This window comes from Kitasatospora sp. NPDC003701 (assembly GCF_053587085.1).
Window position 1 is genome coordinate 1 of the sequence record NZ_JBSFNM010000049.1, and the last position, 23,607, is coordinate 23,607.

General features: G+C 70.8%; 27 protein-coding genes. 14 read left to right on the forward strand and 13 right to left on the reverse strand.

The genetic code is table 11. The features are described 5' to 3' along the window. Positions 1-129 precede the first annotated feature (129 nt). The 14 genes from ACWDRR_RS32675 to ACWDRR_RS32740 all read left to right on the forward strand — a co-directional run bounded on the left by ACWDRR_RS32675 (position 130) and on the right by ACWDRR_RS32740 (position 13,366). A complete protein-coding gene (locus ACWDRR_RS32675; RefSeq protein ID WP_449775876.1) occupies positions 130-765 on the forward strand; it encodes a hypothetical protein in 636 nt (211 codons plus the stop codon). 67 nt (positions 766-832) lie between these two features. Further along, positions 833-1,192 carry a hypothetical protein gene (locus ACWDRR_RS32680; protein ID WP_449775877.1) on the forward strand — a complete coding sequence of 120 codons (360 nt, stop codon included), beginning with the start codon at positions 833-835 and terminating at the stop codon, positions 1,190-1,192. A 125-nt stretch (positions 1,193-1,317) separates the two neighbouring features. After that, a complete protein-coding gene (locus tag ACWDRR_RS32685) occupies positions 1,318-2,184 on the forward strand; it encodes a hypothetical protein (RefSeq protein ID WP_449775878.1) in 867 nt (288 codons plus the stop codon). 120 nt (positions 2,185-2,304) lie between these two features. Next, positions 2,305-2,706 carry a DUF6409 family protein gene (locus ACWDRR_RS32690; protein ID WP_449775879.1) on the forward strand — a complete coding sequence of 134 codons (402 nt, stop codon included), beginning with the start codon at positions 2,305-2,307 and terminating at the stop codon, positions 2,704-2,706. 330 nt (positions 2,707-3,036) lie between these two features. Beyond that, on the forward strand, positions 3,037-4,050 hold the full coding sequence (locus tag ACWDRR_RS32695; protein WP_449775880.1) for a DUF3560 domain-containing protein: 1,014 nt from the start codon (positions 3,037-3,039) through the stop codon (positions 4,048-4,050). Positions 4,051-4,120: 70 nt separating this feature from the next. Next, on the forward strand, positions 4,121-4,717 hold the full coding sequence (locus tag ACWDRR_RS32700) for a hypothetical protein (protein ID WP_449775881.1): 597 nt from the start codon (positions 4,121-4,123) through the stop codon (positions 4,715-4,717). 58 nt (positions 4,718-4,775) lie between these two features. After that, complete coding sequence (locus ACWDRR_RS32705; RefSeq protein ID WP_449775882.1) at positions 4,776-5,201, forward strand: DUF6197 family protein; 426 nt, start codon at positions 4,776-4,778, stop codon at positions 5,199-5,201. A 40-nt stretch (positions 5,202-5,241) separates the two neighbouring features. Then, positions 5,242-5,643, forward strand: coding sequence for a DUF6181 family protein (locus tag ACWDRR_RS32710; protein ID WP_449775883.1), 402 nt, complete (start codon positions 5,242-5,244; stop codon positions 5,641-5,643). Continuing rightward, positions 5,640-6,248, forward strand: coding sequence for a DUF6349 family protein (locus ACWDRR_RS32715; protein WP_449775884.1), 609 nt, complete (start codon positions 5,640-5,642; stop codon positions 6,246-6,248). Before ACWDRR_RS32710 ends, ACWDRR_RS32715 begins: the two co-directional genes overlap by 4 nt. Before the next feature lie 199 nt (positions 6,249-6,447). After that, positions 6,448-6,726, forward strand: coding sequence for a DUF6211 family protein (locus ACWDRR_RS32720; RefSeq protein ID WP_449775885.1), 279 nt, complete (start codon positions 6,448-6,450; stop codon positions 6,724-6,726). Continuing rightward, on the forward strand, positions 6,723-7,421 hold the full coding sequence (locus ACWDRR_RS32725) for a hypothetical protein (RefSeq protein ID WP_449775886.1): 699 nt from the start codon (positions 6,723-6,725) through the stop codon (positions 7,419-7,421). The genes ACWDRR_RS32720 and ACWDRR_RS32725 overlap by 4 nt, the downstream gene beginning before the upstream one ends. 2 nt (positions 7,422-7,423) lie before the next feature. Further along, positions 7,424-7,597 (forward strand): hypothetical protein, encoded by a 174-nt coding sequence (locus ACWDRR_RS32730; protein WP_449775887.1) that lies wholly within the window; start codon positions 7,424-7,426, stop codon positions 7,595-7,597. Between the two features lie 521 nt (positions 7,598-8,118). After that, a complete protein-coding gene (gene mobF, locus ACWDRR_RS32735; protein ID WP_449775888.1) occupies positions 8,119-12,576 on the forward strand; it encodes a MobF family relaxase in 4,458 nt (1,485 codons plus the stop codon). A 223-nt stretch (positions 12,577-12,799) separates the two neighbouring features. Then, positions 12,800-13,366, forward strand: a complete 567-nt coding sequence (locus ACWDRR_RS32740; protein WP_449775889.1) for an NUDIX hydrolase — start codon at positions 12,800-12,802, stop codon at positions 13,364-13,366. A gap of 81 nt (positions 13,367-13,447) precedes the next feature. Here the strand turns inward: ACWDRR_RS32740 and ACWDRR_RS32745 are convergent, their stop codons facing one another. From ACWDRR_RS32745 to ACWDRR_RS32805, 13 genes are all read right to left on the reverse strand, one after another. After that, positions 13,448-14,080 (reverse strand): mycothiol-dependent nitroreductase Rv2466c family protein, encoded by a 633-nt coding sequence (locus ACWDRR_RS32745; RefSeq protein WP_449775890.1) that lies wholly within the window; start codon positions 14,078-14,080, stop codon positions 13,448-13,450. Positions 14,081-14,140: 60 nt separating this feature from the next. Then, complete coding sequence (locus ACWDRR_RS32750; protein ID WP_449775891.1) at positions 14,141-14,803, reverse strand: 3'-5' exonuclease; 663 nt, start codon at positions 14,801-14,803, stop codon at positions 14,141-14,143. A 94-nt stretch (positions 14,804-14,897) separates the two neighbouring features. Next, positions 14,898-15,866, reverse strand: a complete 969-nt coding sequence (locus ACWDRR_RS32755) for a phosphoribosylaminoimidazolesuccinocarboxamide synthase (protein WP_449775892.1) — start codon at positions 15,864-15,866, stop codon at positions 14,898-14,900. 28 nt (positions 15,867-15,894) lie between these two features. Next, entirely contained in the window at positions 15,895-16,641 is a 747-nt protein-coding gene (locus tag ACWDRR_RS32760; protein WP_449775893.1) for an HAD family hydrolase, read from the reverse strand. Next, the gene (locus tag ACWDRR_RS32765) at positions 16,638-17,408 is read right to left on the reverse strand and encodes a dTMP kinase (protein ID WP_449775894.1); all 771 of its coding nucleotides are present in this window, start codon (positions 17,406-17,408) and stop codon (positions 16,638-16,640) included. Before ACWDRR_RS32765 ends, ACWDRR_RS32760 begins: the two co-directional genes overlap by 4 nt. A 79-nt stretch (positions 17,409-17,487) precedes the next feature. After that, complete coding sequence (locus ACWDRR_RS32770) at positions 17,488-18,600, reverse strand: DegT/DnrJ/EryC1/StrS family aminotransferase (protein WP_449775895.1); 1,113 nt, start codon at positions 18,598-18,600, stop codon at positions 17,488-17,490. Further along, the gene (locus tag ACWDRR_RS32775; RefSeq protein WP_449775896.1) at positions 18,597-19,631 is read right to left on the reverse strand and encodes a radical SAM protein; all 1,035 of its coding nucleotides are present in this window, start codon (positions 19,629-19,631) and stop codon (positions 18,597-18,599) included. The genes ACWDRR_RS32770 and ACWDRR_RS32775 overlap by 4 nt, the downstream gene beginning before the upstream one ends. Beyond that, positions 19,621-20,343 (reverse strand): dTMP kinase, encoded by a 723-nt coding sequence (locus ACWDRR_RS32780; protein ID WP_449775897.1) that lies wholly within the window; start codon positions 20,341-20,343, stop codon positions 19,621-19,623. Before ACWDRR_RS32780 ends, ACWDRR_RS32775 begins: the two co-directional genes overlap by 11 nt. After that, on the reverse strand, positions 20,340-21,158 hold the full coding sequence (locus ACWDRR_RS32785) for a class I SAM-dependent methyltransferase (protein ID WP_449775898.1): 819 nt from the start codon (positions 21,156-21,158) through the stop codon (positions 20,340-20,342). Before ACWDRR_RS32785 ends, ACWDRR_RS32780 begins: the two co-directional genes overlap by 4 nt. Then, positions 21,148-21,684: a phosphoribosyltransferase gene (locus ACWDRR_RS32790; protein ID WP_449775899.1), complete on the reverse strand. Its 537-nt coding sequence runs from the start codon at positions 21,682-21,684 to the stop codon at positions 21,148-21,150. Before ACWDRR_RS32790 ends, ACWDRR_RS32785 begins: the two co-directional genes overlap by 11 nt. Before the next feature lie 39 nt (positions 21,685-21,723). Beyond that, entirely contained in the window at positions 21,724-22,347 is a 624-nt protein-coding gene (folE, locus tag ACWDRR_RS32795) for a GTP cyclohydrolase I (protein WP_449775900.1), read from the reverse strand. Positions 22,348-22,396: 49 nt separating this feature from the next. Further along, on the reverse strand, positions 22,397-23,143 hold the full coding sequence (locus ACWDRR_RS32800; RefSeq protein WP_449775901.1) for a 7-carboxy-7-deazaguanine synthase QueE: 747 nt from the start codon (positions 23,141-23,143) through the stop codon (positions 22,397-22,399). After that, positions 23,140-23,550, reverse strand: coding sequence for a 6-pyruvoyl trahydropterin synthase family protein (locus ACWDRR_RS32805; RefSeq protein ID WP_449775902.1), 411 nt, complete (start codon positions 23,548-23,550; stop codon positions 23,140-23,142). The genes ACWDRR_RS32800 and ACWDRR_RS32805 overlap by 4 nt, the downstream gene beginning before the upstream one ends. Between the last annotated feature and the right edge of the window lie 57 nt (positions 23,551-23,607).

The following is a 23,607-nucleotide window of genomic DNA, read 5'->3' on the forward strand; positions in this document are numbered from 1 at the left end:
GCGGTTCTCTGGCTTGACCCACCCCTCAGAACATGGTTTAATTAATCATGTCGGAAGGGGAGGGCAACACCCCGCCGGCCTCCGGAGGGCTGACCAGCCCCCGGCACCCACTCTCACCAGGAGAACGCAGTGACCCAGTGGTCGCCCACCGTCGCAGACCTCGTCCACCCGATCGCCCTCGCACTCGGCGAGGACTGGCGACCGCAGCAGGCACTCCACGGCGTCCAGGAACTGGCCCACGCCGCCAACCTCACCCACCCCGACGGCCGACAGCTCCACCTCTCCGAGCGCTACGACGACCCCGGACACCTCCACGCCCGGGGCGCGTTCCCCGCCACCGACTACCCGTTCCGCACCGGCGAGCGCGACAGCGTCCGCGTCGCCAAGGGCGAAGACCCCGCGCGGATCGCGGCCCTGATCTCGGAACGCCTCATCCCTGCGCACCGCACCGTTCACCAGCGCGTGAAGGACCACAACCGCGAACAGGCCGCGATGCGCCGCCAGACCGAGGACGCCGCCCGCGAAATCGCCGCCCGGCTCCCCGGGGCCCGAACCCGGATCGACGGGACGAGCGCCTACATCCACTTGAACCTTGAGCCCGGAGAAGTCCGAATCGGACTGGAGTCGGGCGCGGTGAACATCGTTCTCCAGGATGCGCCCCTGATCATCGCCGAGGCCGTCGTATTCGCCGTCAGCCGATTCCTGCCCCACATCCAGACGCCCGAGGACGAGCGCGGCCAGAACGCCGACGAATTCGACCTCTGATCCCCCAAGAATTCCGGCGGCGCGCTCCCGGAGCGCGCCGCCCCATCCCCGCCCCGGAGAAGCCGCCATGAGCGCCGACCTATTCGCCATCCGCCCGCAATGGACCGTCCAGGCCCCGCACCTTCGATGCACCCTCAGAAGGGCTCTTGCCGTCCGGCCCGGACACAACGTGTGGTCCGGCACCGAACACATCAACAACGCGCTAGCGATGGCCTACAGCGGAGAACTCCCCGATTCCGGATCGTGGTACCTCACCCGCTCCCAGCTCCGCACGCTCAAAATCGCCATCGAATGGCGCAGGGCCAGCCGCGAGGCCAGTCCGCAGAAAACCGCCCCGGACATCCTCCAGCACTGGACGGAAATCGAGGACGAGATTATTTCGGCATACCGGGCCGCGTGCCACAAAGAGGGGCTGTATTGGATGTAAAGGCTTGCCGAACACCTCAGAACATGGTTTAATTAGTGATGTCGGAAGGGGGAGGGCAACACCCCCGACCGACACCACCGGCCAGCCGGCCGGGGGCCGAAATTTCTCACCAGGGAGACCAGGAAATGCCCAGCAAGCCGAAGATGACCGACGATGAGCGCCGCGCCTACAGTGCCCAGATGCGCGGTGAGCTCGAAGGCGTGATGGACCGCGCGTACGGCGCGATGGTCACCGACGAAGGTTTCTGGGCCGCCGTCATGCGCACCGCCGCGACCCTGGACGACCGCAGTCCCGTCAACTGCATCGCCATCGCCGCCCAGCACCCCAATGCGACCCGCGTACTCAGCTCCGGTGACTGGCGCAAGGCCGGACGCTTCCCGGCCAAGGGCTCCACCTCCCTCCGCATCTGGACCCCGATCCGGCGGCGGACCGACGACGCCCAGGCCGCCCCCGAGGCCGGGCCCCGGGAAGCCGCCGCCGACGCTGCCGCGCAGGGGGAGGGCCGCAGGGTCTCCGGCTACAAGGCCGGTCCGGTGTTCGACATCAGCCAGACCGACGGCGACGCCTACGAGATGCCCGCCGCCGCCCCGCTCGCCGCCGAGGCCGCCCGGGACATCCTGCTCACCCAGTACCGCGACTGGTACCACGAGGACCCCGAGCAGGCCGGAGGCTACGACTTCACCCGCGAGACCCCCGACAACGCCGCCCGCATCCTGCTGTACGGCCACGCCTGGCGACGCCTCCCTGAGACGGACGCCCCGCTCCCCGGCCAGCACGCGGCCGAGGTCGCCTCAGCCGCCCACGTCGCCGCCCTGATCCTCGGAATCGCCCCCGGCCCGGCCGTCATGCCCCCGCTCGCGGGCATCATCACCCAGGACAAGAAGCCCCCCGTGCACGAGTCCGCCGTCCGGGCCATCGAGGCGGGCCGCCTCGTCGCGCGGGCCGTCACCGCCGCCGCCGAGCGCCGCCGCGAACTCGCCCCCGTCGGTTGACCCAGACCTAGAAACATGGTTTAATTAATGATGTCGGAAGGGGGAGGGCAACACCCCCGACCGACACCCCCGCCGGGGCCCACCGGCCCCGGCGGAACCTCTCACCAGACAGGACACGACATGCTCAACACCACCAAGGCCCCCACCGTCCAGGACTTCCCCACCGCCACCCTCGTGACCGCCTCACCCTGGTTCCGGGGCCACCAGCTCGACCCCCGCCCGGCCATCGTCGTCGGCCCCTTCGGCGGCCCCGAGTTCGCCGACACGGCCATCACGGTCCTGGTCTGGTACTTCACCACCGGTATCCCGACGCCCGGGGACAGCGTCCAGGCGATGTTCCCCCACGAGCTGACGCCGCTTGACGACACGCTGACCACCATGGACCCGGGCGCGTTCTGCGACATCGCCACCAGCTTGCCGCTGGGCCGGTTCGCCTACAGCGACGGGGACGACCTCATCGCCGCCGTGAACCGAGCGGTCCGCGAGCGGATCGAAGCCGCCCCGGCCACCCGCCGCAGCTGACGAAGGCCCCGCCGGTCCGGGGGAGGGCAACACCTCCGGACCGGCGGGCCCCCACACCCGAGCGGACACCCCTTCGGGGCGGCAGCAGGCACGGTCCGGTGCGTTCACCGCCGCCGGCCGACTCCGCCTAGCGGCTCCGCCGACCGACGGCGGGCACCGGACCGCGAAGGACGCGCCCCGCGGGGGCGCGGCTGCCCCTGCCGTCGCGCGGGGCGCGACGGCGGCGGACCGCTCGTCCCTCACGGCCCGCCCCCGGTGGTGCTCACCGCTTCCAGCACCCCGTCCGCCCTCCGGGCGGACCAAAGACTCTCACCAGAAAAGACCAGTTCGATGACCATCGAGATCACCCACACCCGCCGGGAAGGCACCCTGGTCAACGGCAGCGCGCGGGGCGACGGATCGGCCGAGATCCTGAAACTCCGCGAGTACGGCCGCACCCTGCGCCAGGGCTTCCGCTGGAGCAGGAACCTCGACTGCTGGTACCTCCCGCACAGCCGTGACCGCGCCGCCTACACCCCCAACCTCGAACTCCTCGCCCAGCGGCTGCGGGACGCCGGCCTCGACGCCACGCTGACCGTCGACAACGCCGACCGCCGGAGCTTCGCCGAGGCCGAGCAGGACCGGGAGGAGCGCGCCGCCGACCGCGCCGACCGCTTCGGCGGGTACGCCGACAATGCAGCCCGGAACTCCACAGCTGCGTGGAAGTCGGCCCACGCGATATCGGAGCGGTTCGAGTTCGGCCAGCCGATCCTTGTCGGTCACCATTCGGAGGGCCGCGCCCGCCGCGACCGCGAGCGCATGGACACGTCGATGCGCAAGAGCATCAGCGAAGGCGACCGCGCCCAGCACTGGGCCGACCGGCAGAAGGCCGCCGCCAACTACGAGCGGTTCCGCAAGGACCCCGGCCGCACCCTCCGGCGCCTGGACAAGCTGCGGGCCGACCTGCGAGCGGTCGAGAAGTGGCAGCGCGGCGAGTCGGCGAAGGGGTACCGCCGCAACCCGGACAACCCGGAGCTGACCATCGAGCACGAGGAGCTGACCGAGGAAATCGAGCTCTGGGAACAGGTCATCAAGGACGCCGAGGCCAAGGGCTTCAAGGTGTGGACGAAGGCCGACTTCAAGCGCGGTGACTTCGCACTCCACCGAGGCACCTGGTACGAGGTCCTGCGCGTCAACCCGAAGTCGCTCACCATCCGGCACATCTTCAACGGCACCGGCAAGACCATCGTCCGCGCCACCGACGACGGTTACGACGGCTGGACCTCCACCGCCCCCTACGACGACGTCGCGGGCCGCAAGAGCGCCGACGAGATGCAGCCCGCCGCACCCGCCCAGGCCGCGTAGGACCGCCGTACCCGCCCCGGCGGCCGAGCGCCCCGGGGCGGGCCCCCTCTCACCAGAACAGGGCCCCACCATGACCACCCAGAACCTCGAACGAACCGTCGTCCTCACCGCCATGCCCTTCCGCGTCGGCACCCCCGATCTCGAATCCCGGTACCCCGTGATCATCGGGCCGGACCTGGTCATCGGGCACGCCTACCGGTGGAACCGGGACTGGTGGGTCGTGACCAGCGCGGGGGAGCGCAACATCGGCCGCCCCAAGGTCGGCGTCCCCGGCATCGAGAAGGCGGCCGTCCACCTCACGCAGGAGTACGCCGCCGGTCGGATCACCGCCGTCCCCCTGGGCCAGATCCGCGCCGAAGTGCTCCGGCCGCTGACCGGCCCCGTGCCGCTGCTGCACCCGCGGATGCCCGTCAGCGACCGCAACACCAAGAGCGCCGAGACCGCGTTCGCCGGACTCGCGAACCTCCGGTGGCGGGCGGTCCTCACCGGGTTCCCCGGCAGTGACAACCACTGGGTCCTGCTCTGCGAGCTGTGCGGGTGGGTGGGGCCGAAGTTCTGGAGCCACCTGCGCGGGAGGAACGGCGGACTGCCCAGCCTCCACCGCCACGAGGGCGGATGCGTCGGCCCGGACCGCGTCCGCGAACTGATCCCCGCCTACCAGCAGTAGACCGACCAACCCGGGGGCGGCGGCGCCGCCCCCGGGCACCACCGAGACGGGCACCACCATGCTGATCCGCTACACCCCCGAGAGCATCGTCATCGCCGACAACCCGGCCGCCATCCTGGAGTGGGCCGCGCACCACATCGAGCACGTCGGCATCCACCAGGGCCCGCGCCTGTTCGCCGGCCCCGGCCGTACCGCCCTCCTGCCGTGCTGGCCGCGCGGCGCCCTCGAAGTCGCCGCCGGACAAGGACGTGGAGCCGCAGGCCGCACCTACGACTGGGCCCGCATCCACCAGGCCCGGGACGAGGCGTTCGCCCTGCTCGCCGAAACCCTCACCGGCCGCCCCGCGGAAGCCGCCGACCCCGCAGCAGCGAAGGACCAGCACCGGGACGTCATCGACCGGTGGAGCGCCGAGCCCGGCCGCACCGCCGCCGACGCCGCCCGCGCCTTCCGCGAAGCCGCCGTCCGCGCCGACACCCTGTTCTGACCGGGCCTGCCCCGCCCCCGACTCTCCGAGAGCCAGCACGATGGACCAGACGACCACACTCCGCAGCACCACCGGGGCCCCCGGCCGACGAGGAGCCGCCACCCCGAGCAAGGACGGCGTCCACCGAATCGGGATACCCCTCCAGCCCCGGCTCAGCGCGACCGACCTGATCCGCGTACTCCTCGCGGCCCCGGCGGAGACCGACCTCCGCACCCTCGACCCCGTGCAGGTCCGCGCGCTCATCGCCGACGTGCTCACCCGGTACGGCTACGAGGTACTCGACCGGTCGCCGTACGACCCCGGCCTCAGCCGCCACCAGGACGCCCGCCGCGCGATCCGCCGCGCCTACGGCCCGCGCTTCCAGAGCTCCCCGGCAGAGCAGGCCGCACTCGCCGACCCCCTGCGCGAAGTGCTCGCCGCCACCCCGGACGGTCGGCCGTGACCACGACCCTCACCGAGCCGGCCGGGGCCCGGGCGCGGCAGACGCACTACTGGCGGGTGCGCAACGGGCGGACGGGGGAACCCACGGACAGCGCCCCGCGGACGTGGCACATCCGCCACGGCCACCCCGGCGGCGAGTACAGCGACCTCGGACACGAACTCGACCCGCCCGAGCACCACACCCCGACACTGCTCACCCGCAGCCGCCGGACCGGCCGCCGGGAGACGGAGGAGTTCCGGGGCGGGTGCCTGGCCTGCGGATGGGAGGGCCCCGTCCACCAGGGCGACGGGTACGGCGACGGCGACAACCCGGCCGTGGAGGAGGCGCACGACCACGCCTTCCCCGAGTGGCGCGAGCTGCCGCCCCTCGCCACCACCACGGACCGGTGGGCACTCCCGCGCGACCGGGCACGGTGGGCACAGCTGACCTCCCGCTACCCGCCCGGGTGGCTGGACCAGGGTGCCCCGCTGGTGGCGTGGAGCCGTCACCACCGCGAGGAGCACGCACCCCCGCACAACGGACGCCCCCGCTACGAACTCCGCGTTCCCCGGCCGCCCGCCGCCCCGGGCCCCGGCCCCACCAACCAGGAAGCCCTGTTCTGGTGAGCGCCGCACCCCGGGCCAGAGCCCCGCCGTCTCAGGTCAAAGATGGTTCAATTACTCCGCCGTCGGCGGAGCGGGCAACCTTCGCCCCGGCGGGTGCCGAACCGGCACCCGCGCCACCAAGACAACAAAGGACGGCCAGCGCACATGGGCAACACGGCGCTGGCCGTCCGGGTGTTCTCTCACCAGAAAGAACCACACCATGCTATGCGATCGGCACGCCGACTGTCCCCAGCCGGGGGACACCGTCCAGCTCAGGAGCGGTAACAGCATCGGCGCCAAGGCCACCGACAGCTACGTCCTCGTGGAGGACTTCCCCCGCACCGGCCGGCACCTCGTGCTCAACCTCCCCGTGGGCCACCCCGCCCACGACGACTGGGCCGCCGCCGTCCCCCTGGCAGAGATAGCCACCCTCACCCGGCTCGAACCCACCGGCAGCCGCACCTGGACGCCCGTCCCCGAGCCGGACGATACCCAGTGACCACCCCGACCGACCGCGACCACCAACAGGAGGCGACCGTGCCCGCCAAGACCGGCCGCACGCGCTACTCACGCACGGACCTGCGCAGGGTCCACGGCCTCAGCGAATCCACCCTCCAGAACCTCTGGGTGAACAGGGAGAGCAACGGGCACCCGGCCGCCGAGATCATCGACGGCGTCATGCACTGGGACGGCGTCGAGTGGGCGACGTGGCACCACGAGCTCCAGCGCAGCCGCGCCGCCGCGAACACCACCAACGCGCCGAAGCTGGACGGCGACCCGGAGGAACTGGTGTCCCCGGCCGAAGCCGCGAAGATCTGCGGGTTCGCCGACTCCACCACCGTCTCCCACTACGTCAAGAACCCGCCGGAGGGCTGGCCCGACCCCGACGACTGGGACGAGCTGCCCACCCGCCGCCGCCCGAAGTGGAAGCGCTGGCGGCTGTGGCAGTACCTCGCCGACCGCAAGGGCCGCGGCCACGCCGGCGGACGCCCCACCGGCACCGGCTCCCGGGTGGCCTACCCGTACCAGGGGGACGAACGACTCACCCTTGCCCGGCAGGCCCTCGCCGCCAACCCCAAGGCCACGAACGCCGAGCTGATCCCCCTGCTCCAGGAGCAAGGGGCGAAGCCCTACTCCCGGCCGACCTGGAACAACATCCTCAAGTCGGCCCGGAACAACCCCGAGGAGGACTGACCTTGACCGACCCCCGCTGTCCGCGCTGCGGCGGCCCGCTCGGCGAACGGCCCGCCACCTCCCGGGTGACCACCGGCCGGGACGTCCCGATCTGCACCACGTGCGGCACCGACGAGGCCGTGCGCGAAGCCCAACGCCAGGCACCCGTACCGCCCGGCGAGTGGCCGCTGACCTAGTTCAGCCGGCCCCTGCCCACCCGGTGGCACCGGAAGGTCCCCCGCTCCAGCCGATGGAGCGGGGGACCTTCCCGTATCCCCGGGCGGCTCCGCAGACCCGCCGGACCCGCTCCTCCGGCGGGGTCGGACCCGGCCCTCCGGCCCAGGCCGACCGCCCGTGCCCGGAGCGCCGAACCGGCCCCGCCGCTCCGACCCTCCCCGTCACTCCGGAGCCGCCCACCGCGTCAGAGCCCGCGAAGCCCGACCGCCCGCAGGATTCCGCCGCCGCCTCCCTACGCACACCGCCTCACCGAGCACGAAATCCCAGCACCCCGGACCCGCTCCCGAGGTAACAGTCCGACAGCACCCCGGCCTCGACCGAGCCCGATCCGCAGCAGCGACCAGGCCCCCACGAGTGCCCGACCTTCCCCAAGCTGATCATGATCTTGAATTTTGAGGACCAAGGTATCGTCACTTCGTGACGATACAATCCTCAAAGATGACCGGATCTGACCGGAAGAGCACGGGGGGTGAGCGGGCCGATGGCTTGGGTGACCATGATCGGCCCCTCCGACGAGCAGATTGAGTACCGCCTCACCGGCGGCCACGGCTGCGGGAAGCCGGTGCTGGTCGACGCCGCGCCGCTCATCGCCGCCATCGAGGCCAGGGCCGAGGCGGCTGGGACCACCGTCGCCGCACTGCTCGGCACCACCGAGGCCAAGAAGGCGTTCTTCCGGGCCCGCACCCAACTGCGGAACGCGCAGAACCCGAGGTTCACCGGCTTCGACGCCGTCGAGCTCGCCGCCGCCGCCGGCCTCAACGCCCGCGACCTGTACGACGACCAAGACCTCCCGCGCCCGGCCGCCGACGGACAGGTGGACTACCACCTTGACGCCAGCGAACGGCCCCTCGTGTGGATCGGCGGCGGCCTCAACGAATTCGGCATCACCCCCGGCAGCATCCTCGCCCCCGCGGACTTCAACGCCGCCCGCAGGCTCATGCACGGCGAGGACCCAAACACCGGCAAGACCCTCGTGGAACCCAAGCTCGCCATCGCCCCCGCCGCGAAGCTGCCCGCCGCCCCGCTGGTCCGCGCCATCCGCCGCACCGCCGCCGAACGAGGTCTCACCCCCGCCAGCCTGCTGGACTCCGAGCGGAAGAAAGACGCCTTCCGCAGGATGGAGAACCAGCTCCAGCGGTTCGGCGAATCCCACCGCGTCCCGGCCTCCACCCTGCTCAAGCTCGCCGGTGCGGTCGGAGTCGACGCCGTCGACCTCTACGGCGAAGACGCCTTGCAGAAGGCCATGGCCGCCGAAGCCGGTGGCCGCCTGGACGCCCGCCCGCTCCTGCGTGCCGTCCAGGCCCGGGCCGCCGAGACCGGGCAGCAGCCCGCCGACCTGTTCACCGCCGCCTCCATGCAGCGCCGGTACACCCAGACCGCGGGCGAAGGCCGCCGCCGCCTCCGCGACCTGCCCATGGACGTCCGCGAAGCCGTCGCCATGGCCAAGGCCGCCGGGCTCGCACCCGAAGAGGTGTGGGACGCCGAGGAGATCAGGGCCGCCCTGCTCGAAGGGCGGGTGCAGGTCGGCCGGTTCGGCGCGGACGTCACCCTCGACCTCGCCAAGTCCAAGTCCGCGTTCCTCGCCTACGCGCCCGAGGAGATCGCCGCCCAGGTCGAGGGCATCTACACCGCAGCCGGCCGCGAGTCCATCAGCGCGCTGGAACGGTGGACCGCCTACGCGATGCGCGGTCGGCATGGTGACGGCGCCGAGGCCGAGACCGTGCCCACCAGCGGCTTCTCTGGGTGGATGATGGTGCACCGCGCCGCCCGGCCCGTGGACGGCGCCCCGTTCGGCGACCCCCACTTCCACCTGCACTTCACCCTGGCCAACATGGTCAAGAGCACCGAGGACGGCCAGTGGTCCACCGTGGCCGGCGGGGGCCGTGACCTGCACCGGCACGCCCGCGCGACGCAGTCCCTCATGAACGCCCGCATCCGCCGCGAGCTGACCGACACCTTCGGCATCAGCTTCCGTCGGGAGGAGCGGACCGGCGCGTGGGAGATCGCGGCGATCCCCGAAGCGACCATCCGCCTGTTCAGCAAGCGCGACAGCCAGGTGCGGGACCTGCTCAGCAAGTTGGGCATCGACTACGACAGCGCCACCACCCGCGAGCGCACCGCCGCCTCCGCCGCGTCCAAGGCCGCGAAGAACGGCGAAGCAGCTGGAGTCGAGGACGACGTCCTGCGCGCCTACTGGCAGGCCGAGGGCCGCGCCACCGGTGACGACCCCGAGGCCATCACGGCCAGCGCCATCGAACAGGACCGGACGGGCCAGAACCCGGACCTGGACCAGCTGTGCGCCCAGGTCTTCGACCCCAAGACCGGCTTGACCAGCCACAGCAAGGACTTCACCCACGCCGCCGCCATCGCCGCCGTCCTGGACGCCCTCCCGTACGGCGTCGCCGACGCGGACGAAGCCGAGCAGCTCACCACCTCCGTCCTGCTGCACGCCGGGTACGCGGTCAAGTTGAAGCCGAAGGGCGCCCAGCACTTCACCCACGCCGACCGCTACACCACGGCCGACGTGGTCGCTGCCGAAGCGCTCATCGCGAGCGAGACCACCAACCGCCTGAACGAGCAGGCAGCCGTCGTCACCGGCGACACCGTCGCCATGACTCTGTCCGCCGTCGAAGCCCAGCACGGCGGCGAGTTCGAGTTCTCCGCCGAACAGCGCGCCGTCCTCGAACGGCTGCTGACCGCAGGCCACGGCATCGACGGCGTCGAAGGCATCGCAGGCGCGGGCAAGACCACCATCATGAACACCGCGAGAGTCGCGTGGGAGGCCAACGGACTCGTCATCGCCGGGGCCAGCACCGCCGCCGTCGCCTGCGCGAACCTCAAGGCCGAAGCGGGCATCACCTCCCGCACTCTCGCCTCCTGGCTCACCGGTATCCGCACCGGCGGCCCCGGCCTCACCGGCGTTGACGTGCTGGTCGTGGACGAGGCCGCGATGTGCGATGACCGCGACATCGCCGAACTGCTGGCCCACGCCGCCACGACCGGCACAAAGATCGTCGCCGTCGGTGACCCCAAGCAGCTGCACTCGCCGGGCATCGGCGGGTCCTTCGCCGCCATCCACAAGATCGTGGGCGGGCTCAGCCTCACGGAGAACTTCCGGCAACGGGACACGATCGAGCGCCGGGCGCTCGCCCTGTGGCGCGACGACAACCGTACGGACGCGCTCCGCACCTTCGCCGGGACCGGCCGCGTGCACGCCCTCGCCGACAAGGACGAGGCGCTCGCCGCGATGCTCACCGTCTGGGCCGACAAGCGCGCCGCGCACACCGACGACCACACCGCCGTGCAGCAGCTGCTCATGCTCGCGGCCACCAACGAGATCGTGGAGGAACTCAACGTCGGGGCCCGAGCCCTGCGAAAGGCCAGCGGCGCTCTCACCGGCCCGGAACACCTCTTCGCCCTGGCCGGCGGCGGTGAACTCGCCCTGTCCGTAGGCGACCAGGTCCTCCTGCGGTCCAACGACTACCGCAGCAAGCGGAGCCGGGGAGCACACGAGGACGTCCTGAACGGGCTCCGCGGACTGGTGGTCGCGGTGGACGAGGACCGCCGGGTCCTGGTCGAGTGGAGGGCGAAGACCGAGGACGGCCACCGCGACGTCGCCGAATGGGTGGACGCCGACTACATCGCCCACGGCGGCCTCAGCCTCGGATACGCCATCACCGGCCACAAGAGCCAGGGCCTCAGCGTGCAGGAAGCCCTGGTCTACGGTCCCGGAGCGCAGGCCAACGCCCTCTACACGATGATGAGCCGCGACAAGAAGGAGACGCACCTCTTCCTCCCGCTGTCCGTCTACGAGACCGACGCCGACCGCGCCCGCGCAGGCGAAGCGCTCACCGACCAGGAACAGCTTGACCGGGCGGTCGCGGGCCTCATCCGTGAGATCGAGACCGGCACCGAGGAACGCATGATCCTCACCGAACTCCCGACGGCCGCCGTCCCCGCCCACGTCCGGCACATCGTCCCCGACCTGCCGATCCCGCGCGCCCCCGGCACCGGCGACACCGTCGAGCAGGACGACATCGAGGAGACCGCTCCGCAGCCCGGGCCCCGGCGGACGACCGGCGCCGCCAACCGAGCTGCGACGCCGCCCGCAGCCCCCGAACCCCGGCAGCCGGCCGCCGCCCGTCCCTACGCCCACCTCACCAGCGAGGGCCTGCGCGACGCCGCGCGCAAGGCCGCAGCAGCAGCACGTGCCACCAGGACGGCCGCTGAGAAGGCAGAGGCCGCCGCAGACCGCGCCGAGCAGAGCGCGACCGCCGGGACGGGCCCCGACGTGCTCGCGCTCAGCCGCCGGCATGAAGAAGTCGCCGAACGCGCCGAGGCGATCCGCGACGTGCGCGACCTGGAACAGGTCATCGCCGAACACACCGCCCGGCTGCACGGCACCCAGGCCCGCATCGGCGGGATCGAGCAGCAGTTGGCCGCCACCGGACGGTTCGGTCGTCCCGTCCTGCGCGGTGACCAGCGGACCGCCGCCGAGACAGAACGCGAAGACCTCGTCCGCACGCGCCACACGACCGAACAGGAGCTGGAGAGAGCGAAGGAGCGGCTCCGCGTCGTCGCGCCCCAGGCCGGACCCGCCGGTGAGCACGAAGCCGTGCTCACCGAAGCCGACCTGCCGCAGGAGACGAAGGCCGCCCTGCTGCGACGAGCCAAGGACAAGGACGCCGAGGCGGCCAAGGCCCTCCGAACCGAGGCGACCAAGGCACGCCGCACCGCGCGCAACGCCGACGGCCGGGCGTCCGGCCTCCGGGAGGAACTGACTTGGCGAGCCGACCGGAGCCGTCAGAACACCGACACCGAAGAGGCAGCGGCGCCAGCCGCGCCGCCCGCGGAGTCCCCGTACGCCAAGTACACGAGGACGGAAGCTCCAGACCTACACGATGCACCCGAGCCTCAGGTGGCTGAACCGATGCCGTAGGGATGCTGACAGGTGTGGCGTCGTGTTCCTATGGCTTCGCGGGTGCCGGGCCGGGCTCCGACAACGGCGCGTTGCTGCGTCTAGGCCCAGGGTTGACTTGTAGAGTGCGGACCGCCTTGTAAGCCACGCACCTTGTGGGAGTCGACTGTGTTAGCGCTCGTAGCTCGCTTCCGATTGATCAATCACCGGGAGCCCTGCTCTCGGGATGGCGTGGAGGTGCGCCGTGGCGATCAGTGACTCGGATATCGTGAGCGCCCTCGATGCCTACCTTGAGCGCTACCCGGACGAGGCCGAGCAGCTGTCCGAACCTTTGCGACTTCTAGGTGAGGGCCGGGACTTCGCTTCGCGGCGGAGCTTTCCCATGCACGTGACCGTTGGCGCGCTCCTTGTTCGGGAGGATGCCGAGATCTTGCTCATCGAGCATCTGGCGTACGGCATCACCCTGCAGCCCGGCGGCCATCTTGAGCCCACCGACGTCGACCTGCTCACTGCCGCAGTGCGCGAGCTGACGGAGGAGACTGGGCTTGACCCTGCTGATGTGCTCCCCGTGTCGCAGACGCCGGTCTACATCGAGTACGGGCAGGTTCCGGCTCGGCCGGAGAAGGACGAGCCGGCTCACCACCATCTTGACCTCGGATTTGCTTTCAGGACCGCTCGCGCGAACGTGGACGTGGGTGCCCTCCAGGAGTCCGAGGTGACGGGCGCGGCCTGGTACCCGCTCGCTACGGCCGAGCGTCTGGTCGGGCAGCGCATCGGCCGGGCGGTCAGTACGCCGGCTCGGCTCGGCTGACCACTCCGTGGTCGGCCCGCCGGTTGGCTGGCCGACCACGGGTTCACTCGGTCGGGTGTCGATGCGATGCGTCGGCCGCGCTCAGTCGAAGGTCGGCTTGCGGTCCCGGCTCCGCTTGACCTCGAAGAAGCCGTCCGTCTCAGCGACGGCGACCAAGCCGTCCCAGAGTCGTGCGGCAGCCGCACCACGGGGAGCCGGCGTGACGACGGGGCCGAACAAGGCCGTGCCGCGGATGCGCAGGACGGGCGTCCCGACGTCAAGGCCGACCTCGTCGAACGCCTCGTGGTGCGAGTCCTTGATGAACTGGTCGAACTCCGTGCTGGTGGCAGCTGCTGCAAGCGACCCGGGGAGACCAACCTCCGTCAGGGCCTCGGTGATGACCGTGGGGTCGTCGCGGCGCCGCTGGTTGTGGAGCCGCGTGCCGATGGCCGTGTACAGGTCTCCGAGTACGGCGGGGGTGCCGTGCGCGGCGGCTGCGGCGCAGACCCGCACCGGGCCCCACGCCTTCGTCATCAGCTCCCGGTACTCGTCGCTGAGCCCCTTGCCCTCGCGCTGGACGAGGTTCAGGTAGGACAGCGACATGATCCGCCAGTCGGCCTGAACGGGCCGCAGTTGCTCAACCTCCAGCAACCAGCGCGAGGTGATCCACGCCCAGGGGCACAGCGGGTCGAACCAGAAGGGGACCAACTCGCGGTCCGGTTGTGCGTCGGGCATCAAGATCCGCACCCTCTTCCTACTCTCGGAGTTGTCGGGCAGCGTCTTCGACTCCGGGCATCACAGGTCGAAGAGCCCGCTTTGAACGGGCAGGTTGCACTTGGCCGTGCGCCCCGCGGTCTTCACGAGAGCCGCAAGATCGTTAAGATCCCCGCTCTCGTGCGCGAGGGCGATCAGCCGCTGGAACAGTTGAGCGGTGACGTCGACGTCGGCGAAAGCCCTGTGGCGGTCCGCCGGCTGCGGGATGGCGAAGTGCGCGAGCAGGGTGTCGAGCTTGTAGTTCACCAGCCCCGGGACCAGGTGCTTGGCCAGGGGGATCGTGTCGAGCAAGTCGACGCGGGCCAGCGCGGGGCAGTGCTCGCGTTGGGTGTAGATCACGTTGGCCTCGGTGGCAGCGTGCTGGGCCACCAGCAGGTACGGGGTGCCGGGGGTGAACCGCCTGTCCAACGCGCCCAGAGCCTCCGCGGGAGTGGGAGCCTGCCGCAGTTGCTCGGCCGTCAGCCCGGTCTGAGCGGTGTCGGCCGGCGTCACCGGAGCGAAGTCGGGCGGCCGGATCAGGGACGCGCTTGTTCCCCTCTGCGCCCAGCCGCCCTCCTCGTGCCGCAGGGCGCGAGCAGCAACCTCGATCGGCTGGGGCGGGTGGCCGGTCGGCGTCGTTGTCTCGAAGTCGATGATCACGAAGGTCATCGCCTGGAAGGCGGGGTCCTTGGTCAGGAGTCCCATGTCTCCACCGTTCTCGCGCGGCCCGTACCGATGCAGGCCGGTACCCGGCATGCCCGTATGAGCATGCCGGAGTACCAACTTGCCTGATGCACCGTCACGAGAGGATGACCTCGGTGACGGCACGGGTGGCAGCCTCCAAGCCGGACGCGTTCCACAGCTGCTCGCCCGTCCACGCCTCGCTCAGGGACTGGTACAGGTCCGTCATCACCGGCACGAATGCGGGCGGGAGCGGCGTCGGCTTCGGCCACTCGGTCCTCGGCACGCCCTCCGCGATCAGCCTGCTGACCGGGATCTCGTGCCCGGACCTGACGTACCAGTCCCGCAGGACCTGCTTACCGCAGTGCACGCCGTTGAACATCAGGCGGCTCTCGTCCGGCGTGCCGGGACTGTCGGCGAGCAGCAGCTCATGGTCGCCCGTCAGCAGGTACTCGACCTTGCCGTCAGCGTGGCTCAGCCCGATCTTGGCCGCGTGCGCGCTCAGCACCTCGTTGACCTTGAGAGTGGTCTCGCACATGGCCAAGAACTGCACGTCATCCAAGCCGGCGAGGCGCTGTGCCTCGCCGGGGGCGATGAACCGGTTGACGTCGTCGCGGGTGGTCGCGTACTCGATGAGCGGTCGCTCCAGCTTCTCGCCGACCGCAGGGACCTCGCGCAGGCCGACATCGGCCGGGGTCAGGTCACCGGCGGCCAGTCTCCGGTGGACAGAGCTTCCTGGCGGCAGTTCGTTGCGGAAGAGGATCTGGAGCGGGACGAGGTAGTTGCCTTGCCTCACGGTGAGGTGGCCAGCGTCGAGGTCCGGGAGGCGCGCGAGGGTGAACTCGATCCGGTTCGGGGCGATGAAACGGCGGAAGTGGGTCCGCACACCGGCCGCCTCCAGCATCGTGAAGTTGGCGACGGCCATTCGGCACACTGCCTCGCCCTTGCCGGGGATCGCGTCCGGCATCCGGCCGTAGTGGAAGACGGTGTAGTGGTCCGTGTACTCGAAGACGCCGACGCCTTCCCTGGCGGCGGTGGGCGGTTCGACGACTCGCAGATTTTTGGTCGAGTGGAGGACGGGCATCATGCTCCTCGTGTTCGACGGCATCGTGCCGTCACCGGGCAGGGTCTGCGGACTGGGGTAGTGCGGTGGCCGACGCTGCCGTGTCAGCGCGGCCCCCAGCAGGCGTGCTGACGGGCCCGGCCCTCCCCGCAGGTTCGGCGGGGGCCATGTGGCCGCCGATCACCGTGAACACCCGCATGCCGGCCGCCCGGGCGGAGGCGATGCCGTCCGGAGCGTCATCTACCGCGAGGCAGTCGCCCGCTGAGACCCCGAGGCGCCGGGCCGCCACGAGGAACAACTCCGGGTCCGGCTTGCCGTGCGTCGCGTCTTCGCGTGCGACGACGGCAGCGAACTCGTGTGCCAGGCCCAGAACGGCGAGACCTGGATCGACGAGCAACCGGCTCGCACCCGACGCGACGGCGCAGGGCAGCCCGGCCCGGCGCGCCGCGCGCAGGAGCGTGACGACGCACGCGATCGGCGTGATCGTGTGCAGCGTGGCCAACAGGTGGGCACGGCTCCGCGCGATGACCTCGTTGTGGGGCAGCGCCGATCCGCTGGGCAGGGCCGTCAAGAGTTCACGGATCGAGAGCCCGACGTGCTGGCGGTACCAGTCGTGATCCAGCGGGACGCCGTACGGCAGAAGAGCCGTACGCAGGGCCTCCTCATGGGTTCCGGTTGTGTCGGCGAGGGTTCCGTCGAAGTCGAGGATCAGGGCCTCGACATCGGAGGGGATGGCGGGAACGCAACTCTCCGGACAGGGCTGCCCGGTCGAGGACGGGTGCCGAAGCTCTGCGCTCATGCCAGCTGAATCTCCGCGAGTCGGCCGCAGCAGATGCACGCGGCCCCCGGGCCTTGCCACGGCTCGACCATGCAGCCCAGGTCACCGCCGGCGCCTTCGATCCACGCCCGGATCTGCTCGGCCGCCTCGTACTCGTCAACGTGGCGCCGGTCCACGAGCCGGTAGCGGGCCGGATCGGTGGCGGCCAGCCGCTCGAAGAGCGTGCACGCCTCGGCCATGAACGTGGCCTGCTCGGTGGTGAAGACACACTGGTCCCGCTGTTGTGCGCGCTCCAGGGCCTTCGAGGCGTCGTCGGTGACCAGGATCGTGAGATCCGGCAGCGGCCGGTAGGAGGCGGCGAGGCCCAGCAGGGCGACTGCCGTCTGGAGCGCGGCGTCGAGGTCGCCGGGGTGCAGCAGCAACGCCTGGCATACCGCGGTGGTGTCCACGCTGCGGCCCTCAACGACGGATCGGCCACTGGACAGCTCGGGCAGGACGGTGTCCAGGTCGTGCCGCTTGATGGCCATGAGGATCAGCGCCTCGGCCATGGGGGTGCCGCCGCGCAGGAATGGGTCGCCCACGCTCGCCTCGCGCAGTGAGTGCAGCAGGGCTTCGCCGAGACCCGGGCGCCCGTTGGCCCGCTGGGAGAACTCGTCCAGCATCAGCGGCTTGGTGTCGAGCCCTTCGACGGCACGGTTGGTGAGGTACGTCTTGCCGACTCCGTTGAGACCCTCGGCGGAGATCAGCGGGCCGCGGGTGCAGGCCGGGGGGTGCGATGTGATCGTCATGCGGCGGCATCCGTTCGGTGACGAAGGCGGGGAAGTGCCGGAAGCAGCGTTCCGGTCGGCGCGGAGTTCGGTGCGTCGGTCACGTGCACCATGCGGCGGCCTCCCGGGTGACGACCGCGGCGTAGTGGTCGAGTGCCGCTTCGTCGTCGCGTTCGGTGAGGACGAGCGCGAGGGTGCGGTCCAGGATCTGCGCGGCGCCGCGGCAGGGCTTCTGGTCCGCCCCGGTGAACATGGGCCGGGTGTCGCAGGGCACCAGCCGGAAGGTGCCAGTCGAGTTCGGCACTTCCTGCTGGGCCAGGTGCTCGGCGAACGCCCGGGGGTTCGGCAGCCCGATGTGGAAGAGCGGGGCGTAGTGGTTCCAGGTCTCGTCGGTGGCCGGCAGGAGCGGCGTGAGTCCGCGCGCGTCGCCCAGGGCACGGATCAGGTACGCGGTCTGGGCCCGGCGGTGGTCCAGCAACACCGGGAATCTGCACAGGTTGGCGTGGGCGAGTGCGGCGAGCGGTTCGGCCAGACGGCCGTTGAGGGCGATCTGTTCCTGTGGGCGACTGCCGGGCGGAGGCGTCAGCCAGTGGCTCCGGAAAGCCCGGGTGTGGGCGGCAAGTTGGTCATCGTCGGTCAGGACGAAGCCGCCCTCGCCGCTCCAGAGGATCTTGCCGTCTTTCAGGCTGAAACACCCGGCCGTGCCGACCGTTCCGGCCATGGCACCGGCGCGCGATGTTCCCGCAGCCTGGGCGGCGTCCTCGACAACAGCGATTCCGTGCTCGGCCGCGAACGCGAGCAGGCTGGCTGGGTCGCCCATCCTGCCCCACAGGTGTACCGGAATGATCGCCCTGGTTCGGGCCGTGACCTTGGCAGCGGCGTCGGCGAAGTCAAGGTCGAGCGTTGCGGGATCACTGTCGACGAACACCGGTGTGGCACCGAGCAGGACGACCGGCGCGGCAGTCATGACGACGGTGAGCGCCGGCACCAGAACCTCGTCGCCCGGCCCGACCCCGATCGCGGACAGCGCGGCGTGCAGCGCCATCGTGCCGGACGACACCGCGACGGCGTGCTCGGTGGAGAACACGTCGGCGAGGTCGTGCTCCAACCCGTTGGTGAACTCGGCTCCGGCCGGGTCAGGCATGCTGGCCAGCGCAGCCAGCATGCCGTCGCCGAGGCCCTGCACCGACGGCAGCGGTGGCAGGCCGGTCACGTTGCCTCCCGAGCGAGGAGGCGGGGCATGCCGAGCACGAGCGGGCCCATGTTCACGCAGTCCCGGGAGAAGTGGGAGCAGTCCGTGCACGCCGGGCGGTCAGCGAACAGGACCCGCGCGTCCGCGCCGACGATCGTGCGGTGCTCCTGGGACGGCGTGGCGGCGATCCGCCGGTCAGACGGGCAGTCCCACACCGAGCCATCGGGCTGGATGAAGAAGAGCTGGGCTCCACCAAAGCAGTCCTCGACCCGGCCGCTGTCCTGGGTGGAGATCGAGGCGGCGAACTGCCGAATGTACGCCGGGTCGGGGATCGTGAGTCCGCCGGCCTCCTGCTGGAGGCGGCGCAGTTCGTCCTCCACAGCAGGCACGTCACTGGGGGTGTGGCAGCGCTCGGCGAAGAGCTTGTGGTCGGGCGGGAGGGAGATGGGCTGCGGAACGTAGTAGTCGACGCCGATCTCCCGCGCGAGGTGGGCGACCTTGGTGATCTCGTGGGGACGGTCGCGGATGACCACGGTGTAGATGCCAACCCGAGGGCTCGGCCCGGAACCGCGCTCGCTCAGCAGGGTACGGATGCCGTCCAGGACTTCGCGGTGACCGACCCGGCCGGACCGAGAGGGCCGCAGCCGGTCGTTGACGGTCGCGTCCGCGCTGTCGAGGGACACCGAGACTCCGTCGACACCGAGGTCCACCAGCTGCCGGGCGATGCCGGGGCGGGTGAGCGGCACGCCATTGGTCGCCACGACGACCTCGCACCCGGCTTCCTTGATCGTCTTGATCAGGCTGAGGGTGGGCAGCCAGTCCAGCGGCTCACCGCCGGCCAGGATGACCCGCTCCACCGGCGAGTCGGCCAGGGTCCGGGCGAACGCCTCCATGACGGTGCGGTCGATGTCACGGACCGGGATGTGGGACAGCAACCCGGGGCCCTCCGGGAGCGCTTCCTTGTGCTCCTCCAACTCCCCGAAGTAGCAGTGCGGGCAGCCGAACGAGCAGGGGGATCGCAAGGCCCACAGCAGGGTGATGTCACGACGCACGGTCGACCTCCCGGTGGGTCAGGAGGGCGCGGACGGCATCCTCGACGGCCTTGCCGGTCTCTTCCCGGCCGTAGCCGGTCACGTCGATCACGGTGTATCGGTCCGGTTCGGCGGCGGCCAGCTCCTGGTACAGCTGCTCGGTCTGCTCGATCACCTCCAGGGCGCTCGCCGGGATGATGCGGCCGATCCGGGTGGCGAACCGGGTCGTGCACACTTCGCGGTCGCCGGTCAGCAGGAGGGTTGCGTCCGGCATCGACCGCCACCGGCGGGCGGTGGCCAGGATCTGTTCAGCCACCGCCCTTGCGGGCGTTGCCCGGTGCTCGGCGTGCAGGATCGCTCCCTGGCACACGGCCACGCTGTCCACGCCGCGGTCCTCCAGGATCACGTCGACGCCGTTCAGCAGCTCGGGGGTCAGGCGCTCGACCTCACGGAACTTGAGCGCCAGCAGCGCCAGCGTCTCCACGACCGGATGCCCAGTCCGCAGGCAGACGTCCCCCTCCGCCGAAAGGGCGGCGATCACCCGGCCGGGCAGAGTGTCGGCGGCCTGGTCGGTCAACTCGTCCAGCTGCAGACACCGGGAGCCCAGCGAGGCGGCCGTAGCGCGGACCGCAGTGGTCTTCCCGACTCCGTTGACGCCCTCCACGCTTACCCACAGCGGCCGGGCAGAGCTGTCCGAAGCGCGGCGGGGAGCGGGAACGGTGATGACGGTCATGCCGGCCTCCGGCACACGAACAGCAGCTCGGTCGCCCGGTCGGGAACGGCGACGGACGACACCGTGTCCAGCAGAGCCTTCGGCACCCGGGCGGCCAGGTCGCGGTACCAGTCGACCGCGCCGGTCCCGTACCGCTCCGCCAACTCGGCCACCACCTCGTCCGGTTCGGGCGGCAGCACACCCATCACGTCGTCCACGACCAGGCCAGCGGCCTCGACGGCGTGGACGACCTCCTCGCGCGACCACTCGTACACGTGAACCCGGTACTGCAACGGGCGCGGCGGCGGCCCGAACGCCTGCGGCGTGGACAGGTACAGCACTCCTCCCGGGGCGAGCGCGTTACCCGTTTCGAGCAGGCTCTGCACACCCAACTCGTACGGCAGGTGCTCCAGCGCCGAGGTGTACAGGGCGACGTCGAACTTCGGAAGCTCGGGCCACGGGTTGGAGACGTCGTGCTCAACGAACTCGACGGGGAACGGGTTGCCGTACTCCCCCCGCAGCGCGGTCAGCCGCGTGCGGGCCTCGCCGAGGTTGTCCGGGCTGATGTCGAGCCCGACGTAGCGGGCGATCTTCGGCGCGTACCGGTGCAGCAGCGGCAGGGCCAGCCCACGGCCGCAGCACACGTCGAGCACGTTCGCCCCGTCCGCGCAGCGCTCGGCGACGATGAGGTGCTGCATCAGGTTCATCAGACCGGACGGCTTCGCTTCCCCAACCGCGAGCGCGGAGTAGAAGTCGTCCATCTGGTTGGTGCTGTACGGGCCGACCATCGGCGTGCCCGGTCGGGTGCGGTACTGCTCGTCCTGTTCAGCGCTCATGCTGTTGTCCCTCCCAGGGGAAGACGATCCAGGTGTGGTTCAGCGATGCGATGTAGTCGATGACCTGCTGGGGCTCGGCATCCCTCGCCCAGTTGGCCCGGTTCACGGTGAGGACCGCGGTGCGCACCTGGGCGGCGCCCAGGTCGCGGAGCATGTCCTCCGTGTGGGCCAGGGTCGCGCCGCTGCCGGCGATGTCGTCGACGAGCAGAACGTCCAGGCCCGACAGGTCGCCGAGCGAGGCCGGGTTGCGGGTGGTCGGCAGCGTTGTCTTCGCCGCGTTGATGCCGTCGCTGGTGGTGCGGGTGACCTCGATGCTCCGCACGTCCCGGACACCGAGACGATGGGCGAGCCACACCGCCGGGATCATGCCTCCGCGCACGATGCCCACCACAACCTGCGGCACCCCCGCAGCAGCTACCTGTTCGGAGAGGGTTCGCGTTGCGGTGCCAACGTCGTCCCACGTCAGGTACAAGGGACCGAACCCATCGGCGGCGTCCGGTGTCGGCGGCGTCGGTGACGTGCTCATGGGCTTCACCTCCTTCTTGATCTGCCTGCCGATCGGAGATCAGGCCGTGTTCTGCTGGACGGCGGCGAGGGTGAGGAACTGCTGTGTGAGCACCGGGTCGGTGGCGAACCGGCCGCCGGTGTGAACCGTGGTGGTCCGGGCCTCCTCCATCCGCACGCCGCGCATGCTCATGCACAGGTGCAACCCGCGTACGGCCACCGCGACGTCCTCGCATCCGATCAAGCCGGTCAGGTGCTCGGCGAACTGCCGCGTGAAGCGCTCCTGGACCTGGAGCCGACCCGCGAAGTGCTGGGCGATCCGCCCGAACTTCGACAGGCCCACCACCTCCCCGTCCGGCACGTACCCGGCACTGACCTGGAGGTTCATGGGCAGCATGTGGTGCTCGCACAGCGACCACACGCTCATGCCGCCCACGATGACCAACTGCCCACTCAGCTGGGACTCGGCGAAGCAGGTGGCCACCGCGCTCTCGTCCGGCGACAGGAAGGTGCGCCACCAGGCGGCGACACGGTTCGGCGTGTCAGCCAGGCCGGCGCGGGTGGGGTCCTCGCCCAGCTCGACCAGGAGCTGGGCCACGAGATCGGCGACCCGACCGGTGTCGATGCTCGGCGTCGGTAACGGGGTGTTCAGCGCCTGCGTGGTGCTGGCGGTGGTGGTCGTCATGGGCCTCTCTTGTCTCCGGGGCGTGAGGATCAGGTCGGGGTGCGCTTGGTCAGCGGCCACGGGTGTCCGCGAAGGCCAGCACGTGGAGCCGGGTGGTGAAGTGCCAGTGGCGGGCCGCAACGGCGTCGGCAAGGAGCCGGGTCGTCTCGGTGATCGCCTCTGTGGTGGTGCCCTCCGGCATCACCCACACCGGCGCGAGCTGGTGGGTGTCGGCCAGTTCGGCGATCCGCTCCAGGTCGGCCACCGAGGACGCGACGAACTTGAACGCCGCGCGCCCAGACGCCGCGAACGCCTCCAGCACGGCGGGCACGATGCTCTTGGCCTCGTTGATGCCGAAGCTGGCGAGCTTGGGCGAGACGTTGAACCGGACTCCGTTGAGCAGGAGTTCGGGGGCAGGAGCGATGGTGCCGTTCGTCTCGAACTCCACCCGCTTCCCGGCGGCCAGCAGCTCACGAACAAGAGGCACCAGGCGTTCCTGCTGGAGCAACGGCTCACCGCCGGTGATCACGACCAGCTCGACCGGCGAGGACGCGGCCCAGCCCGCGAGGTCCGCCACCGTCCGCTTCGTCGACTCCTTGCGCGGGTCGAACCGGGTCCAGTCCCAGGTGTACTTGGTGTCGCATCGAGTGCAGGTCAGGTTGCATCGGGACAGGCGGATGAACAGCGCAGGGTGGCCGCAGCTCGGGCCCTCGCCCTGGAAGGTCGGCACCTCGACACCGAAGCACTCAGCAACGATCAGACTGAACGCGACGAGGCTCGTACCCGGCCCGAGGGCACTCGACTCGGCTATGGTCACTCCCCCTCCACATCGAAACGGGCCCAACTGCTGCCGGTCTCGCGGACGGTGACCGCGCGCAGGCGACCGGGGACCTCCGGCTGGAGGTTCTGCATGAACCAGCCGGCCAGGAAGCGGGCCAGGTGCTCCGAGGTCGGCTCGAACGGCAGGATCTCGTGCAGGTTCTGGTGGTCCAGCTCGGCATCGAGGAACGCCTTGAACGGGCTGAGCGCGCCGAAGTCCGTGACGAAGCCGGGCTCCTCCAGGGCGGGGGCGGTGAGGACGACCTCCACCTCGTAGCTGTGCCCGTGCTGTCGGGAGCACTTGTGCTCGGCCGGGAGCCCGGGAAGCCGGTGCCCGGCCTCGAAGGCGAACCTCTTGCCGATGGTGAAGGCCCCGGTAGGCATCGGAACGGAGCTCAGGTCCATGTTCTTCCTCACTGAGTCGGGCCGAGGCAACCGCCTCGGTCATCGGGTGACTTCTCT

Bases quoted from the DNA above. Each gene is read 5' to 3' on its own strand.
- ACWDRR_RS32750 (WP_449775891.1), bottom strand. From the start codon at position 14,803: ATGGGACTCCTGACCAAGGACCCCGCCTTCCAGGCGATGACCTTCGTG.
- ACWDRR_RS32700 (WP_449775881.1), top strand. From the start codon at position 4,121: ATGACCACCCAGAACCTCGAACGAACCGTCGTCCTCACCGCCATGCCC.
- ACWDRR_RS32720 (WP_449775885.1), top strand. From the start codon at position 6,448: ATGCTATGCGATCGGCACGCCGACTGTCCCCAGCCGGGGGACACCGTC.
- ACWDRR_RS32760 (WP_449775893.1), bottom strand. From the start codon at position 16,641: ATGAGCGCAGAGCTTCGGCACCCGTCCTCGACCGGGCAGCCCTGTCCG.
- ACWDRR_RS32785 (WP_449775898.1), bottom strand. From the start codon at position 21,158: ATGAGCGCTGAACAGGACGAGCAGTACCGCACCCGACCGGGCACGCCG.
- ACWDRR_RS32710 (WP_449775883.1), top strand. From the start codon at position 5,242: ATGGACCAGACGACCACACTCCGCAGCACCACCGGGGCCCCCGGCCGA.
- ACWDRR_RS32755 (WP_449775892.1), bottom strand. From the start codon at position 15,866: ATGATGCCCGTCCTCCACTCGACCAAAAATCTGCGAGTCGTCGAACCG.
- folE (WP_449775900.1), bottom strand. From the start codon at position 22,347: ATGACGACCACCACCGCCAGCACCACGCAGGCGCTGAACACCCCGTTA.
- mobF (WP_449775888.1), top strand. From the start codon at position 8,119: ATGGCTTGGGTGACCATGATCGGCCCCTCCGACGAGCAGATTGAGTAC.
- ACWDRR_RS32685 (WP_449775878.1), top strand. From the start codon at position 1,318: ATGCCCAGCAAGCCGAAGATGACCGACGATGAGCGCCGCGCCTACAGT.
- ACWDRR_RS32805 (WP_449775902.1), bottom strand. From the start codon at position 23,550: ATGGACCTGAGCTCCGTTCCGATGCCTACCGGGGCCTTCACCATCGGC.
- ACWDRR_RS32705 (WP_449775882.1), top strand. From the start codon at position 4,776: ATGCTGATCCGCTACACCCCCGAGAGCATCGTCATCGCCGACAACCCG.
- ACWDRR_RS32690 (WP_449775879.1), top strand. From the start codon at position 2,305: ATGCTCAACACCACCAAGGCCCCCACCGTCCAGGACTTCCCCACCGCC.
- ACWDRR_RS32745 (WP_449775890.1), bottom strand. From the start codon at position 14,080: ATGCCCGACGCACAACCGGACCGCGAGTTGGTCCCCTTCTGGTTCGAC.
- ACWDRR_RS32790 (WP_449775899.1), bottom strand. From the start codon at position 21,684: ATGAGCACGTCACCGACGCCGCCGACACCGGACGCCGCCGATGGGTTC.
- ACWDRR_RS32765 (WP_449775894.1), bottom strand. From the start codon at position 17,408: ATGACGATCACATCGCACCCCCCGGCCTGCACCCGCGGCCCGCTGATC.
- ACWDRR_RS32680 (WP_449775877.1), top strand. From the start codon at position 833: ATGAGCGCCGACCTATTCGCCATCCGCCCGCAATGGACCGTCCAGGCC.
- ACWDRR_RS32780 (WP_449775897.1), bottom strand. From the start codon at position 20,343: ATGACCGTCATCACCGTTCCCGCTCCCCGCCGCGCTTCGGACAGCTCT.
- ACWDRR_RS32695 (WP_449775880.1), top strand. From the start codon at position 3,037: ATGACCATCGAGATCACCCACACCCGCCGGGAAGGCACCCTGGTCAAC.